Source organism: Thalassolituus marinus, assembly GCF_020320395.1.
Lineage (GTDB): Bacteria > Pseudomonadota > Gammaproteobacteria > Pseudomonadales > Oceanobacteraceae > Venatoribacter > Venatoribacter marinus.
This window is the reverse complement of sequence record NZ_JAEDAH010000088.1, coordinates 143,527-160,200: the sequence shown is the minus strand read 5'-3', so window position 1 is coordinate 160,200 and position 16,674 is coordinate 143,527. Positions and strand designations below refer to the sequence as shown.

The 16,674-nt window shown below is 51.3% G+C and carries 13 protein-coding genes; 2 read left to right on the top strand and 11 right to left on the bottom strand.

The features are described from left to right. Positions 1-171: 171 nt before the first annotated feature. Positions 172-663, top strand: coding sequence for a DUF4442 domain-containing protein (locus I9W95_RS13730; RefSeq protein WP_225675847.1), 492 nt, complete (start codon positions 172-174; stop codon positions 661-663). A gap of 42 nt (positions 664-705) precedes the next feature. Here I9W95_RS13730 and I9W95_RS13725 read toward each other — a convergent pair whose 3' ends face one another. The 11 genes from I9W95_RS13725 to I9W95_RS13675 all read right to left on the bottom strand — a co-directional run bounded on the left by I9W95_RS13725 (position 706) and on the right by I9W95_RS13675 (position 15,583). Further along, positions 706-1,821: a putative solute-binding protein gene (locus tag I9W95_RS13725; RefSeq protein ID WP_225675845.1), complete on the bottom strand. Its 1,116-nt coding sequence runs from the start codon at positions 1,819-1,821 to the stop codon at positions 706-708. A gap of 882 nt (positions 1,822-2,703) precedes the next feature. Beyond that, positions 2,704-3,996: a tetratricopeptide repeat protein gene (locus I9W95_RS13720; RefSeq protein ID WP_225675842.1), complete on the bottom strand. Its 1,293-nt coding sequence runs from the start codon at positions 3,994-3,996 to the stop codon at positions 2,704-2,706. 36 nt (positions 3,997-4,032) lie between these two features. After that, positions 4,033-4,659 (bottom strand): energy transducer TonB, encoded by a 627-nt coding sequence (locus tag I9W95_RS13715; RefSeq protein WP_225675840.1) that lies wholly within the window; start codon positions 4,657-4,659, stop codon positions 4,033-4,035. Between the two features lie 2 nt (positions 4,660-4,661). Continuing rightward, positions 4,662-5,069, bottom strand: a complete 408-nt coding sequence (locus tag I9W95_RS13710) for an ExbD/TolR family protein (protein WP_225675837.1) — start codon at positions 5,067-5,069, stop codon at positions 4,662-4,664. A gap of 15 nt (positions 5,070-5,084) precedes the next feature. Beyond that, entirely contained in the window at positions 5,085-5,606 is a 522-nt protein-coding gene (locus I9W95_RS13705; RefSeq protein WP_225675835.1) for a MotA/TolQ/ExbB proton channel family protein, read from the bottom strand. Positions 5,607-5,612: 6 nt separating this feature from the next. Next, complete coding sequence (locus tag I9W95_RS13700; protein ID WP_225675833.1) at positions 5,613-6,986, bottom strand: MotA/TolQ/ExbB proton channel family protein; 1,374 nt, start codon at positions 6,984-6,986, stop codon at positions 5,613-5,615. Continuing rightward, positions 6,986-7,768: a DUF3450 domain-containing protein gene (locus I9W95_RS13695; protein WP_225675831.1), complete on the bottom strand. Its 783-nt coding sequence runs from the start codon at positions 7,766-7,768 to the stop codon at positions 6,986-6,988. Before I9W95_RS13695 ends, I9W95_RS13700 begins: the two co-directional genes overlap by 1 nt. A 196-nt stretch (positions 7,769-7,964) precedes the next feature. Continuing rightward, complete coding sequence (locus tag I9W95_RS13690) at positions 7,965-9,422, bottom strand: hypothetical protein (RefSeq protein ID WP_225675829.1); 1,458 nt, start codon at positions 9,420-9,422, stop codon at positions 7,965-7,967. Between the two features lie 83 nt (positions 9,423-9,505). Further along, a complete protein-coding gene (locus tag I9W95_RS13685; RefSeq protein WP_225675827.1) occupies positions 9,506-12,484 on the bottom strand; it encodes a TonB-dependent receptor in 2,979 nt (992 codons plus the stop codon). A gap of 173 nt (positions 12,485-12,657) precedes the next feature. Beyond that, positions 12,658-14,541 carry an HD family phosphohydrolase gene (locus I9W95_RS13680; RefSeq protein WP_225675826.1) on the bottom strand — a complete coding sequence of 628 codons (1,884 nt, stop codon included), beginning with the start codon at positions 14,539-14,541 and terminating at the stop codon, positions 12,658-12,660. Positions 14,542-14,605: 64 nt separating this feature from the next. Continuing rightward, positions 14,606-15,583 (bottom strand): LysR substrate-binding domain-containing protein, encoded by a 978-nt coding sequence (locus I9W95_RS13675; RefSeq protein WP_225675824.1) that lies wholly within the window; start codon positions 15,581-15,583, stop codon positions 14,606-14,608. 157 nt (positions 15,584-15,740) lie between these two features. Between I9W95_RS13675 and I9W95_RS13670 the strand changes: the two genes are divergently transcribed. Beyond that, the gene (locus tag I9W95_RS13670; RefSeq protein WP_225675822.1) at positions 15,741-16,388 is read left to right on the top strand and encodes a leucine-rich repeat domain-containing protein; all 648 of its coding nucleotides are present in this window, start codon (positions 15,741-15,743) and stop codon (positions 16,386-16,388) included. Positions 16,389-16,674 lie beyond the last annotated feature (286 nt).

The window sequence follows — 16,674 nt, the reverse complement described above, 5'->3', positions numbered from 1 at the left end:
CGTTGCATTTTTGTTATCGGTTAATGACAGTGGGCGAAATAACAGCACGATCGTACCAATTAATACAGGACAATCAGCGACAAGCGGGCCAGCAATCGATGTCATTCGGGCCATAGCGACACGCGAAAGAGTCGATTAGACTCCGGCCTCCACTGAAAAAGAAGAATGGTTATGGCTAAATCAAACCGCCTCAGCTCTGTTGTTAGTAAAGTTAATAAGCTTCCGGAAGGTCTTCGTCCCTGGGCTCTGTCGAAAGTCATGGGCAAAGTGATTCCTTTTGCTGGCACGTCAGGTACCCGAGTAGAGAAGCTGACTCCGCAGGAGTGCGTCATTGTGATGCGCAACAAAAAGAAAGTTCAGAACCACATTGGCAGCGTGCACGCAGCCGCTATGGGTCTGCTGGCGGAATCGGCAACCGGTTTTATGTGTGGCATGAGCGTACCGGACGACCGCATTATTGTTATCCGGTCAATGGAACTGGAATATCTGAAGCGTGCCAGTGGTGACATGACCGCAGTCGCCAGTTTTTCTGACGAGCAACTTGCGTACGTGAAAAACACCGAAAAAGGAGACATTCAGGTGCCGGTAAAAATTACCGATGCGACCGGCACCGAAACAGTGAAGGCCACCATGATCTGGGCCTGGACTCCGAAGAAGAAATAAATTCTCTGCGCTGCAGATTAATTATTTTGCCCTGCGCTGGTATTACTCGATACCAGCGCTGCACTCTGCATTAGCAGGTTCAATTTTACAGCGTACCTTACGCTGCAACGTCAGCATTTTACCGTCGTAATAACCACGATCACGCAGTGCCACCCTGGCCTCCTGCATAAGTACCTGATATTCGCTCTTTTCCTGATCGGTAATGGCTATCCATACTGATTGAGGTATATCTCCGGTCTGCTGTTCAACCTGAGCTTCAATTTCATGGAAATGACGGTAGAAATCTTCACGCACCAATTGCGCAACCTCAGTCGGAAATTTATCGCGACGACCAATCAGCTGCAGTGTCAGCTGAGAAAACGGATAATCCACAATGCCGCCTTTCTCACCCATACCGCGGTACAGTTCAAGAATGTTGTAGGCCACCAGCGGTGCAGGTAATACATCAACTGAATTATTATTGAACTTACTACCCGCGCTGACCGTACTGGTCGGAACCGGATTTGCGCCCAGTCCGAGAATCATCTCGGCCTGCACCGGATCGTAATCCATCACCGCAATACGCTTACCTGCAGCCTTGGCAAGCGTACTGATCTGGCGATCATTGACAAAGATATACGCTGACCCCATCGGTGCGAATCCCATCACCACAAAATCGTTTTCTTCCATATTGGCTGCACTGGATGGATGAGAAAGCACTTTCATCAGCAAATTCATATGCTGTGGCGAAGGAACCGCTCCGATAGCATCGAGCGTACCGGTAAAGCGATTAAAGCTACGCGCACGCAAACCGGTCATCAGCGCCGCATCACACTGCCCCGCCTTCAGGTCTTCTGCCAGCACGCCTTCATTGGTGTAGGCATCCATTTCCACCTGCACACCCAGGTCCAGCAATTTTGCCTGCTGGTCCTGAGCAGCCGCATAGATGGGCCCTCGTTTACCCAGCAAGTCCCAGACACAGACACGTCGTCGCGGAATACGGCCATCCTGCATTTGCTGCGGATACAGCGCAGCAATGGCTTGCATACGCTGCGCCTGTGTCAGTGACGGGTCCATCGCTCTGGACGACAGGCTCTGCTCGCTCTGAGCAGTCACCAGAGATGAGAACAGCAGACCACCGATCAGTAGCCCACGGTAGATAGAGGACAAGGAGCGCATAGGATTTACCATGTGATTATTATTATGGCTTACAGAGTAAAGGCATCAGGGCTAAAGCCGGGGGGTGAATTTACGCGGATTTCATCCACTCGCTGGCAGGATCATCCCGCTGCCCACCTTCAGCAAACTGCGGATATAAAAAAAGGAGCCGAAGCCACTGCTGTCCCACAAATTTTTATTTGAACTTTTGTGAAATATTCATAGCCCCTTGTCCTCATAGAGGGGCCTTCCGAAACGTCGGACCGCCCCTATCGCCGGACGGGCGTGACTCCTGACCGCCATGGATGGCGGAAATGCAGGTTTTGCAGGAGCTAAAACCGGCCCGCTTCGCGCTGTCCTGGCTCGTTTACCCTTGAAACCTTGATATTTCCTGACCTCGCGCCCCATCGGCCATCCATGGCCGGGGCCGCTTGCCCGAGTCCCTTCGGGCTGGTCGGAAATATCTACACTTTCTGCGGCGAGCCCAGAGGCGCTGTGTTAGTTAACCTCACAGCCTTATTTCAAACGTCACCCAGAATCTGAACTTCATGTCTCTGACTGAAATTCAGAGTAGGCGTTGTACTAAAAAGCAGCTTTAGAGGAAGCCATTCCTTCGCATTCTGGAGCGCCGAAATGAACGATGATTTTTCCGGTCCGCCGGGCAAGGATGCCCGGCGAGCGGACGGCGACAGGGATGTCGCATGGGCGCGTGGCTGAAAAATCGAGGGAGTGAGGGTAACGCTCCAGGAGCGAAAAGCTGGGGTCGGCCCTGCCGGCCAGGGGATAAGTTCCCCTGGTAGGCAGTAGGCATTGCAGATTTAAAAGTCGTTTATAGAAAACAGATATCTTTAAAACTGTGGGACAGCAGTGAGCCGAAGCTCCCTTTCGGCAGATTCTGCCCGATCAGCCAGCAGAGGCCATATACTCACGACGTTTCTGCTCGCCGTCGATGTATTTGATCCATTGGTCGGCCATTTTCTCAGCTTCAGGATAATCCTTCGCTTTAGCAAACATATCGTGCGCGTAGCCCAGATCATCGAGGTTGAAAAGAATATTGCCTTTCAGGATATAGGCTGCTGAGGTCTTTTTCAGATCACCCGCGCTGATCGCAGCATTAACGTTATCCAGTGCCAGCTTCCATTCCTGACGCTCGGTATGAATCTGCGCCAGTTTAAAGAAGTCATCACCGGCTCCGGAGGCTTTAGCCGCCTGTGCCATAACGACAATGGCTTTATCGTATTCTTTGGCCAGCATCCAGGCATCACCCAGGGTCGACAGGTTCTTGGCGGTTGGCTTAATCACCTCATCTTTCAGACCTTTCTCCAGCACTTTGGCTGCTTTAAAAGGAATCTCCTGCCCCATCAATGCGTAAGCAAGATTCATCAGTTCGCCTTCACGGGTCAGCATATTCTGATCGTAAGCGTTTTCCAGCGCAGTCAGCTCTTTCAGTGGCTGACCTAGCTCACTGTATACCGCCGCCAACTGCACCCAGTACTGTCCTTTAGGATATAAGGTCGCCAGGTCCTGCAGACAGCGTGCAAGGTTCTTGAAATCCTTGTTCTGGTAGTAAACAGCACGCTCAAGCATCAGCCAGTTTTCTTTCGGCTTATTGCCCTGCTCTTTCACCATAGCGATGGCTTTCTTCACATCCGGAAGTGCTTTTGAATACTGCTCCAGCTGGAACTGCATCTGCGCACGCAGAATAAAGGCTTCCGCTCCCGGCTTTTCGACAACCGTGAACCATTTATTCAGGGTCGTCAGAGACTCTTTGTAGTTTTCCTGCATCAGGTAAAGCTTGGCCAGACTGTACAGTGTGGTCTGCTCAAGGCTTTCTGGAATATTATCGACTGCCAGTACATTGTTGTAGGCACCGATAGCACCAGCGTAATCTTCTTTATTGAAGTACACGTAGGCATACATATTGTGAGTCATCGCCTGCTCGTAAGAGTTGCGACGAACTTTTTCTACAGAAGCCAGATCATCCAATGCTTCGTCATACTTTTTCTCGTCGGCCAGCGCACGTACAGCATCAAGCTTCTTGAAGATTACCGGGCGCAGAGTCTGTGCACGACGTACACGCTTTTTGCTGGCTTCTTCAGTCTGTTCAGCCGCCTGCGCCTGACTGACTACCGGTGTTACAGCCACCAGGCCATAGGCCAGTACAGCGCTCATCAGAATGGAAACGGATTTGTTCATATCCAGCTCCTTAGTCGGGTTGGGCGCGCTGAAAAATCAGCGCGCGCTTTTATCTAATTCAAAACGGATAATGTTGCGTACGCCTTTCACTTCGATTGGCTTACCATTTTCCATTTTTGGTTTGTACTTGAACTTGGTCACTGCCTGAGTCGCTGCGCGGTCAAAAATTCCCGGCGGATCGGCTTCGATCACCCGGGGGTCAACCACAGTACCCAGTGTTGTGACGGTAAACTCAACCACGACATACCCTTCGATGCCCTTCTGAGCAGCTCGGCGAGGGTAAGTCGGTGCAACTTTCACAATTGGCAGATATTCACCATCACCGGTACCACCGCCAAGTCCCGCATCAACATTCAGGTCGGCCGATAAATCGAAACCGCCCACGTCAAAAGCAGAGGTATCAGCTTTGGCAAACTCAGGCTGCTGCATTTCCGGCTTAGGCGGCTCTTCCGGTGGCGTTGGTGGCTTGCGCGGTTTACGGTCTTTTGTCTGAACATCGTCATCCGGTTTGCTCATTACAAAACTCTGTAATTTACCGAAATCCTGTTCATTCAATACCGAGCCACCACTGCTGATCAGGCTTTGCATTACCCAGAAAACAGCAAAAGTGGCTACCGCTGCTACCGCCAGTGCTGAGCCGAAGCGAAGCATGGTGGATTGCATGATTACTTCTCCGTCGCCAGCGAAACATCGTACACACCAGCAGCTCGGGCAGAATCCATGACCGATACCAGCAGGCGGGTTTTCGCTTCCTCGTCAGCCTGAATCACCACGGTTCCCTGTGGATTTTCGGCGTGCATACGTTCGATGTTTGCGCGCACCTGGCTTTCATCAACCTTACGTTTATCAATCCAGATTTCGCCCAGATCGTTAATCGCAATCAGAATGTTGGCGCGCGGCTTAGCCTGTGAGGTGCTGGCGTCCGGACGATTAACTTCAATGCCCGATTCTTTTACGAAAGAAGCCGTCACAATAAAGAAAATCAGCATGATAAAAACCACGTCGAGCATTGGCGTGATGTCGATTTCGCCTTCTGCTTCCTGAGCGGCCATATTTGAGAAACCACGTCTCATAACAGTAATCCTGAATTAATGATCAAAAGTTAACTGGTCTTCAAGGTGAATTCTTTCACGCTTGATAAAACGTTCGAGCAACGACTGAGCAAACACCCCGGTCAGTGCACCAACCATCCCCGCCATGGTAGGAATAGTGGCTTTGGAAATACCGGAAGCCATTGCTTTCGGACTGCCATTCCCGAGAAACGCCATCACATCAAACACCTCAATCATGCCGGTAACTGTACCGAGCAGACCGAACAGAGGTGCCAGGCCAATAAGCATTTTGATAGTGCTCATATTGGCGTTCAGATCGATGGTCAGAGTGCTGATCAGATCCTGACGAATCTGATGCGCTGCCCATGAGCGACGTTCATTTCGGGCTTCCCACTCGGCAACGGCTGTTGCCACTGCCTTGCGGTGAGCAAAAATAAAGTACGCGCCACGTTCAAGAACCAGTAACCAGAGGATAAAAATCAGTCCGAAGATGGCGTAGAGGACGTCGCCTCCACGCTCCATGAACAGATATACGGGTTCGTAAAAATCGACGAACATAATGAATTACGCCGCTTTAGCCTGTTGCTGTTCAGCCTGGCGAGCCAGGATACCGGTTGCACGCTCTTCGAGAATCATCATCAGCTCACGGGAACGGTTGTTGGTCAGGGTGTGCAGGAATACACAAGGAATTGCTGCTACCAGACCCAGAACGGTTGTTACCAGTGCCTGAGAAATACCGCCGGCCATCAGTTTCGGATCACCGGTGCCAAACAGAGACATGGTTTCAAACACGTCGATCATACCGGTCACAGTACCCAGCAGACCCAGTAGCGGTGCGACCACAGAGATAATTTTGATCCAGCCAATTGCACGGGTCAGACGTGGAATTTCAGCAGCGATGGCTTCACCCAGGTGCAGTTCCAGTGTTTCAGTGTCGGCGTTTTTATTGGCATTAAACACAGCCATTACACGACCAAGAGCATTATTCTCGTTCGCGTTATCAGACTTCATCTGTGCCTTAATACGACCCGCTTCGCCGTACAGAACGATCATGCGCCATACCGCCAGCAGCACACCGATAGCACCCAGAACCATAATGATGTAGCCAACCACACCACCCTGATCAACACGGTCGCCCAGCTCTGGTGACTGACCCATGATTTTCAGTAACTGGCCACGGGAAGGATCAACCCAGAAACCGGTTAGTTCAGTACCAGAAGCACTTTCCAGTTCAGCAGCCGGACCGTTGTAACGGCCACCCGGTTGCTTATCCAGCTCAACCAGACGACCCGCTTCCAGATCCCAGTTCAGGTAGTTGCCCGCCGCTACGGCATTGAAGCCACCAACACGAACAACCGTTTTTTCAACGGTTTCACCGGATGGCATAACCACTTCGGCGTTGTAACGGGAAATACGGCCGCTGTAAGTCGCTTCGCGCTGCATTTCAAACCACAGTTTTTCCAGATCCTGAATGGATGGCAGCTTCGAGGAAGAGCCCGCAGTCTGGATAAGATCGGTCAGGAAGGCTTCGCGGCCTGGCAGCTCTGAGCTGACAACAGAGCCTTCAAATACCGATTTGGTATCGCCAGCAACCTGTTGCAGAACACCGAACAGTTCCTTCAGGGAACCCAGACGGTTAGTCAGACGCTCCTGCGCTTCAGCGATCGCTGTTTCATTTTGCTGGAACTGTGCTTCTTTGCTGGCACTCAGTTGCTCCAGACGGCTGCGCTCATCCTGCGCATTACTGACCAGTTTTTCCTGTTCTGCTTTAGACGCATTAAAGCGTGCCATGCGAGCTTTAAAAGATTTGTCATCACGGGCCTGGCCCTGTTCTACCAGCTTCAGCAGGTCATCAACCGTCAGGGTATCCGCGGCCTGAGCAGGCATGGAGATGGCAACAGTGGCTGCAACAGCCATGAAAATAGAACGCAGTTTCATTAGTTTGCCTCCTGGTTAGCGCTTACCGGCGCAGCAACAGGTACTTTAATCAGATCAGGTGCTGACTGTTCGCGAGCGATACGAATACCCGCCATCAGCTTGCTTTTATAGGATGGGTCCAGTGTTTCCCATTGCGCAGAAGCCGTGTTCCACACGCCCAGATTCTGGCCATCAAGTGACTGGTACATCAGCGCAATACGACCAACACGCAGGAAATCGACTTCACGTGCTTCACCGGCAACATCCAGCGTTCCACGGTAAGATTCGATGGTGCGACCGTAGTCGACTTCAGCCTGATAGGCTTCCATTACCTTGCGGTATTTTTCCGCAACGGTAACGTCGGAACGCCCCATCAGATCTTTCAGTCCCTGCACACGCTGGCTGCGCTCATCTTTCAGGAAAGGCACGTCAGCCGCGACGAATTGATCAACAGCGTCGATCATGCGCAGCATCAGAGGAGTAATCTGGCGCTCTACCAGCGTCACATTTTTGATGCTTGCTTCAATGCTGGCCATCTCATCTTCCTGAGCAGCCAGTTGTTTATCCAACTGCTGGATATAAACATTCAGGCCGTCGATTTCCTTAATCAGGCCACGGTACTCACGCTCAGCAGAACGGATGCTGCTGTCGATGGAGTCAATCTTCTGCTGTGATTTTTGTGCTGTTTCAGCACGGTTAACACCTTTGTCCAGTGCGCTGTCGATGGTCGCAGCGGTAGCGCTCATTGCCATACCTGCGCTCAGAACGGCCGCAGCCAGAAGGTGACGAGTTTGCAGTTGCATATCTAATACCCGTTGTGATCGATAACACCTGCCAGAGCAGGATCTCAGAATTCGGGAAGCAAGATACTGCAGTTCTGTGACAGTTCTGTGACATGACAGAATGGCTGCAGTTTTGTGACAGCGATAAAACGCGGAAGAATTTCAGGCAAAAAAAAACGGCACCCGAAGGTGCCGTTTTCATCAGGCAGGTAATTACTTACTCGCCCTGGGTCTCGATTCCGTCCATAGAACCTTCGATCACCCAACCGTACCACCATGCATCTGCTTCAGCAGTACCCGGAGCAACAGCACCGACATAGTTAGTAGGCTGGAACGCAAAGCCAGAACCGTTATCTACTGGTTCCCAGGTAGTCACGCTAACAGTGCTGGAAGTCAGAGCTGCGGCTTCGTCCAGGTCGATAGTCGCTGCACCTACAGTACCGTTCTCGTGATCAGCGTCACGCTTAGCGTAGAACTTGTCATCGCAAGAACCGATAACGTTGGTCAGAGTCACGTCAGATACTGCATCGATACCAGTTGGCATACCAGTACCGGTAGTAGCTTCGTTTTCATCAGTGTCAGCATCGTCGATACGAACACAGTCGTCGAAGTTCAGAACCAGAGAGTTATAGAGACGTGCAGTCAGAGCACCACGCAGACGCATGCCTGGCTGCAGGCCATCGCCTTTGCTGTTTTCTGCTTTGTTCACTTCAGAACCAACGATGGTGATGTTGGCCAGTGCACCTTCAGTTTCCCGAACGAACTCAGCGTCAGAAGAGTTCGCTTCAATACCACGTGGATCGTTAGAACCGGATGGAGCAGTTTTGGTAGGGTTCTTACGCACGATAGCGAATTGGATGTTACCTTTGTAACCAGTATCGAAATCGATATCGTCGTCGTCGTTGCTGGTCAGTACAGCGTGGGTTACGTTAACAGTACCACCGAACCACTCGATACCATCATCCAGGTTAGCGTGAACCTGTACGTAATCGATGGTAGTACCATGACCAACACCCTGCAGAGTCAGACCGTTGATTTCGTTGTTAGGACCAGCCACTTTACCGCCTTCGGCGATACGAACGTATTTCAGAGTACCGGAGTTATCCGCTGGCTCGTTACCGCCGTAGAAACCTACGCCAGTGCCGCCTTCACCCTGAACGTTACATACTTCGTCAGTGTTACCTACGAAACATGCACCAGTACCACCAACACCATACTGTGGAGCGAAGCCCTGGATGATCACACCACCCCATTCGCCTTCGCCGTCCAGGTTATCATCCTGGTAAGAAGAGAATGTGATTGGTGCCGCAGGAGTACCAACGGCTTCCAGTTTAGAACCACGAGTTACCAGCAGAACACCGTCGTTCAGAGCACGTACGTGAGTGCCTTCTTCAACAGTCAGAGTTACACCGTTGTCTTTCAGTGCCTGTACGTCTGCAGCGCTGCTCACGCCACCGTTACCCAGACCTACTTTAACAAAGCCACTCAGTACCCAGGTTTTGTCAGCAGTCAGAGTGTAATCTTCGTCGATAGTACCGCTCAGAGTACAAACGTCGTTTTCACAGCTTACGAACGAGTCCGCTGAATCGTTGCTGCTTGAGCTGCTGTCGCCGCCACAACCAACCAGAGTTGCAGACAGTACGGCGAGTGCCAGGTAGTGTTTTTTGAGTTCCATCGAATAAATCCTCGGTAGATGTTTTTAATTCTCGCCGGCTATTCTCAGCCGGCTTTATTACACTAAAATTACAAATCGTTTAATCAGAACAAATATTCCAGCGATGCAGTGATATCAGCACCGTTGTAATAGCTTTCAATTTCCTGATCAGCACGTGCATACGCGACTTTTGCATCGGTAATATTTTTAGCTTTCGCTTTTACTGTCATGACATCGCTTACGTCATAGCGATACACCAGATCCAGAGTGGTGCGACCACGCTCTACTTCGTATTCCAGATCACCACGGTTAGCGGCATAAATACGATCGTCGAAGTAATTCACCAGCAGCGTCAGTGACTGGCCACTGGTCAGATGATCAAAACCGAACTGCAGGTTAGCCAGATATTTTGACTGTCCCTGCAGCTGACGGCTGTCACGGCCTTCCAGTTTGGCGGTTTCCGGGCTCAGGGTTACTTCCGCATCGATATACGTCAGGTTGCCGGAAATAAAGCCGGTCAGACTGTCGGTATCGAGGGTATTTTTACGGAAATCAATTTCGACACCACTCAGATCCGCAGTGTCTTCATTGCGGAAGGTAAAACCAGTTGCTGCAGAACCATCGGCATTCGCTACGGTGCGTTCGATCGGTGAATCAACGGTTTTGTTGAACAGTGCCAGTGTGATGTTTTCTTCATCAGAGAAGTAATATTCAGCACGCAGATCCAGGTTAGTAATATCGGAAATTTCCAGATCCGGATTACCCTGCAGTGGATCGTCTGTTTCAGGATCGTACTGCACAGAAGCAGAACGTTCAGTCAGACCCGGACGCGAAATTGTCTGGCTGAAGCTGGCACGGAATTGCAGTTCGTCATTGGCGCGCCAGATCATACCGGCCATTGGCAGCACTTTATCGGAAGTTAATTCATTATCAGACGCCGAGGCATCCGGATATTCCAGTGTCTGCGTCGAGCTTTCCATGCGCGCACCAGCAATCATGGTCACACTGGCAACATCCACTTCACCCGCCAGATAACCAGCCAGCATCTCATCGGTAGCGTCGTAATTGTCGGTTTCTGTGGTCAGTGTATTAATCGCGTAGTCATAGTTTTCAAATGCGGTATCACTGAGAATTTCTTCCAGCGTACCCACCTGAGAAGCATCACTGTTCAGTCGCTGAACACCGAAACGCCCCATAGTGACTTCACGGTCTTTATTGCTGACCATAAAGCCGGTCTTCATACGGATATAAAGATCGTCACCGGCGAGCATTTCCATTTTATAATCCAGACCAAGATCCATTGCTGTTTCTGTCAGTTCAGAGTAACGACGTTCCAGAGAACCGGTCAGAATGTTTTCGTTAATGAACTGATAGCTACGACGATCCGGTTCGTAACGCGTGGTCTGTGCAATACCAGCACGCCAATTGATGGTGTGTTCGGTATCACCTGAATTAAAGATATGTTCACCCGAGATCTGTTCACCCAGATACTGACGCTCTACCCATTGCAGCAGTACGGAATCAACCTGCTGATCCTTGGAGTCGTCGTATACCGACTTGGTGGAAATGGTGTCGTCCGTCTTACGCAGCAGAATCGTCTTGCTGCTGTAGCTGCTGTTTTCATCTTCCATGCCAGCAACGAAGTAACCAGCAACGTCGATATTGCGTTTTGTACGTTCATACGTACCGTAAACACCACCATCGTCAACCTGGGCATCGTGACGGGCAGACCATTTATCTTTGTATGAGAATGCACCGTACAGACCAACGCCAGAATCCAGCAGTTTACCGGTCGACAGCGAGAAACCTTTTTCAGGACGCGCCTGAACCTGGTCTACGTTGTAAATATTTTCAAACGACTTACTCAGTTCAACACCCTGATCCGGTGTCAGGCACAGAGCCGCGTTAGAGCAGTAGTTGATTGAATCACGACCACCGTTGGTCAGAGAGTCTGCATAGGATGGCAGCTCACGGGTGCCATCATCAAAGCCCATAAAGTCATATTCACCACCTTCATAGCCATTCACATCGCTGAAGGTCGTGCGGGTATTAAGACCCAGAGTAACGGTCGCTTTTGAGCCGTCTTCATCCGGCATACCTTTGGTGCTCATACGAATGGCACCACCGGTTGAATCTCCCGGCATATCGGCAGTGAAGGTCTTCTGAATATCGATACCACCGAGTACAGAAGCCGGGAACAGATCGAGTGGAACATCGCGACGCATAGGGTCGGTACTTGGCATCGGGCTACCATTCAGGGTGGCTGAGATATAACGACCTGCCATACCACGTACAACGGCGAACTGACCGCCAACTACCGATACACCGGCAACACGGGTCAGCGCAGATGCTGCACTGGAATCACCGAAGCGAGCCATCTGCTCGGCACCAATCGCATCCAGAACCGCAGAGGAATCACGTTCCTGTGCAGTGGCGGTTGAAGGAATATAGGAACCGACCGCTACCACTTCTTCGATCATGCCATCGCCGGACATACTCATAGTCAGGTTAACGCCGGTATTAACGTTACCCATCACGCGGATGCCAGACACATCGCGCTTACCGTAGTTCGGGTGATTAACGACAACATCGTAAGCACCGCGCGGTAATTCAAAGCTGAAAAAACCGTCGTTGTCTGTCATTACAGCCAGCTCCGTACCTTCGACCGTTACGCGAGCACCACTGACCGGACCACCGGTTTCTTCCGACTGCAGATAGCCGGAGATCTGACCCAGTGCGACTACCTGTTCTTGTCCCGGGGTATAAACATTAATGTCTGGCATGGCTTCACCACCCAGCATTTCTACCTGAACTTCCGCATTTTGCTGGCTGTTTTCAGTTTCGAAATTGAACTCACCCAGCCATTCACCATATTGGGAAAGCTCGACTTTATGGTCGCCATTTTCGATATCAAACACGACAAAGCCGGAAGAACTGACCAGTTTTTTCTTGCCGTCGACAGTCACTGCCAGATCGCGCACAGCGCTACCTTCTTCAGTCACATAAAACACAGCCTGGCCAGCCATTACCTGCACGGTGAACAGTGCAGAAGCAGCACCGAGCAGTATTGGATTCAGTTTCATTTTGCCCCCTATGGAACGCAGGATTTCTTCACTTCAGAAAATGTCCGGTGGGCGTTATTCAGTATTTTTGCCGCAATATTGCAGCATCGGAAAACGACCGCACCACGATTAAACGCGGTGCAGTATGTTGCGAATATGTGACACTTAGATGACAGACTGACGAATAGAAATCGTCACAGTGTGCGGATAGAAGGAACGATTGCGGTTAGCGGCAAACAGGTAAACACCGAGGTCATGGCAGCATCCAGTTTACCATTTCGGCTTTCTGCAACGATGATATCCAGTGCTTTCTCCAGCGGTACAGCCGGTTTATAAGGCCGGTCCGTTGCGGTGAGTGCATCAAAAATATCGCAGATAGCCATAATCTTTGCCCCCGGCGGAATATCGGCAGCTTTTAATCCATACGGGTAGCCACTGCCATCCAGTTTTTCATGGTGTGCTCCGGCAATTAACGGCACTGAACTGAGCTGCGTGGTCCAGGGGATAGTTTCGAGAAAGCGAATGGTGTGACTGACATGACTTTCAATTTCCCGGCGCTCACCGTCGGTTAGCGATCCCCTGCGCACTGCGAGGGCGAGAAAATCGTGGTCATCCAGCAGTGGTACATCCTGACCGTCGGCATCAGTGAAGCGCTCTTCACACAGAGCCTTCAGTGACTCGAAAGTATCGTCACCCAGTACGCTGGGTTCATTCGCCAGTGTCACGGCCTCTTTCATGGCCTGCAAGCGCTGTAAGGCCTGAGCCTCCTGCTGGTGCAGTTGCTCTTCTCGTTCACTGCTCAGCCGGTGTTCACGTTGCAGCGCCAGACGCTGGCGCAGAAAATGATTCATCACTCTTTCACGCTGAAGCTCTATACGGTACTGAAATCGTAACCAGGACTCGGGAGTCAGTTTTCTTGCCTTCACCAGCACATGCTCACGCACGCCCACTTTACCAAAGTCGTGCAGCAGCGCCGCATAGCGCAGTTCCCGCATCTGTTCACTACTGAAACGCAGAGAAGCAAGCTCATGCTGCCGGCTGCTATCAACGGCTTCAGCCAGTGCAACGGTCAGGTCGGCAACGCGGAAAGAATGGCCACTGGTGGTTGGATCACGTTGTTCAATGGCATGAACCGATGCCCGCACGAACCCTTCAAACAGGTTATTTATCTGCTCCAGCAACTGATTATTTTCGATGGCGACCGCCGCCTGACTGGCCATGGTTTCCAGCAACCTGACCAGAGGCTCATCAAACGCCAGAGTTTCGGTCTTACACAGCTGAGCTGTGGTCAGCTTCTGCTGCCGGTTTTTTTTACGGTTAATAAACTGAATGACACCAACAACGCGGCCATCGTGGCGCTTCATCGGAATCACCAGCATTGAACGTGTGCGATAACCGGTACTGAGATCAAAGGCTTTGTTAAAACGATAAGGGCTGACCTGAGGAAGTCGGTATACATCACTGAAGTTCAGCACCTCTCCGGACAACGCTGCGAAGCCTGCCAGCGAGGTACGATCTAACGGGAAGCGTTGCTCGCTCACATCAAACGCCACGGAATCATTCTGTGTCAGTTTGAACACCAGCTGCTCTCTGCCATCATCACCAGGCTCGATGAGGAAAATGGAGGCCGCATCACAACTGGCAAACTCGCGCGCCTCGCGCACAATCAACGCCAGTAATCGCTGATGATCCTGCTCTGCGGACAGGGCAATGCCAATCGACATAAGTCGCTCGAACTGCCGTTGCTGAAACTCACTGTCAGCGTTCAGGCTGTCGGCCTGCTGCTGTAACTGCCAGTGGCGGATAACCTGAGTAAGGGCGTTACGAAGAAAAGCAGGAGGAAAGTTTTCCGGAATGAGGAAGTTTGCCAGCTCCGTGTCTGGATGGCCGGCTTCAATCAGATACAGAGTAGCGGCATCATCACTATCCGCGCGGAAATCGCTGTGCCTGCCCAGAATTACGATATCGGCTGTTTCCGCATCGGTCGGCAACAGGCTACCGGCCTGTATAACCGCCGACAGCTGGCTGAGCGTTTGCTCAGGCAACTGATCACAATAACAACCGGGTATCCGGGCCATACGATCTCCCCTGATCTGACCAACAGATTCAGACTAGCAGGGAGGTGAGCGCACGGCCAGAACCTCAGCTTACGGGCATGTCCGGGAATTCAAGTAATTCCCGAAAGGCCGCCATCATTTCTTCTGCGCTGCAATTTTCGTGCAGCATGGTCTCGAGTTTATCGACCTCTTCAACAATAAAGTCGATAAATACCCTTACCTTACGTGGCAGATACTGACGTGACGGATACGCCAGCGTAACGGGGACTGGCTTCAGCTGCCAATTGTGGAAGATGGGGACCAACTGCCCGGTGAGGATGTATTCAATCGCCAGCAGATAGGGAATGCTACCAATACCACCACCCTGCAAAATTGCCCCCAGAGCAGTATCCATAAGGTTTGTGATCAGCTTAGGGCGCAAACTGATGGAACAACTTTCGCCACTATCGCTGACCAGCTCATGCACCTGATCCTGTGCACCGGTACCCAGCTTGATACAGTAGAGACCGATGATATCGCGCGGATGCTGGGGATAGCCGATTTTTTTCAGATAGGATGGCGATGCACACAGCACAGAGTCAGCATCCAGAATCTGCCGGCCGATTAAGGTCGAATCAGGCATCTCACCCTGAAACAGTCCGACATCAAATCCTTCCTGAATCAGATTGACACTCTCGTCATAGTGGACCAGTTCAACACGAATATCAGGATACAACGCCTGAAAACGCGAAGCGTAACGCCCCATAATGGTCGTGCCTGAGTTCATTGGTGACGCTATACGCAGAATGCCCTGAGGGTTTTCCTCCCGGTCGGCAATCATTTCGTGAGTGTCGAGGATCTCGACGACCAGATGCCGGCAGCGATTGTAGTAGGCTGCCCCAACCTCAGTCAGACTGAGCTGGCGCGTGGTGCGCTGCAAAAGACGCGCTCCCAGTTTGTCTTCGAGATCAGCCACCATCCGACTGACGCGGGACTTGGGCATTCCCAGTACTTTACCCGCGCCGGTAAAGCTTCCCTCATCCACCACGCGGATGAAGACACTGAGTTCGTTAAGATCGAGCATGACTATCACGCCTTATTTGTAATTTTTCTGACTGAAACGAAAAAACCTTGGCAAATCAAACACCTGGAGAGGATGTTCGGAAGCACTGTTTTGTAGAGTCAGAAGTCCGCTTGTGGTACGATGGTGACACTACAAAAATAATAAATCAGGCTTCACCATGAACACGTCCTGGAATAAATGCGCCCTGGCGTTGGCTATGTCATCCTTTCTTGCCGCATGTAGCAGCGGTTCTGGCAGCAGCTCGTCTGCGTCAGCCTCCGATACTTCATCAGACTCTGCAGATAATGCAGAACAGACCGTTGTGGCTAAGAAAACGCCGGTAGACTATTCCCTTATCAGCGATGCTAACTTCAGTCAGTGTCTGCAGGACACTGGAATCGCGTTCACAGAACAGCTGCAGATGCTGGAGTGCGCCGACTATAACATTCAAACTATAGACGGAATTGAACAGTTTCAGGAACTCAGAGTCCTGAATTTGAAACTGAACAAGGTAGAGGATGCCACCCCACTGGCGTCCGTTATGAAGCTCGCTCATCTGGATATCAGTCATAATGGCGTTCAGGATCTGAGCATACTGGCACCTCTGTCCAGCCTGAAGACTCTGGTAGCTAATGACAACGCCCTGACCTCGCTGAATGGCGTTGAAGCGCTGTCTTCACTGACTCGTCTGTACGTCAGCAATAATCGTATTGCCAGCCTTGAACCAGTCTCCTCGCTCAATGCTATTGAACACCTGACAGCCGAAAATAATCCGGCGGCGTTGCCACTGAGCATGCCTGGTACACTGCAAACCTTCCGTATCTGATAAGAAGTACACACCCTGCTGACTATCATTTCAGCAGGCATAAAAAACCGGCATCAGCCCACTAGTGTCCCACAAATTTTCATTTGAACTTTTGTGGGATATTCCGGGCCCCTTGTCCTCATAGAGGGGCCTTCCGATACGTCGGACCGCCCCTATCGCCGGACGGGCTTAACTCCTGACCGCCAAGGATGGCGGAAATGCAGGTTTTGCAGGAGCAAAAACCGGCCCGCTTCGCGCTGTTCTGGCTCGTTTACCCTTGAAACCTTGATATTTCCTGACCTCGCGA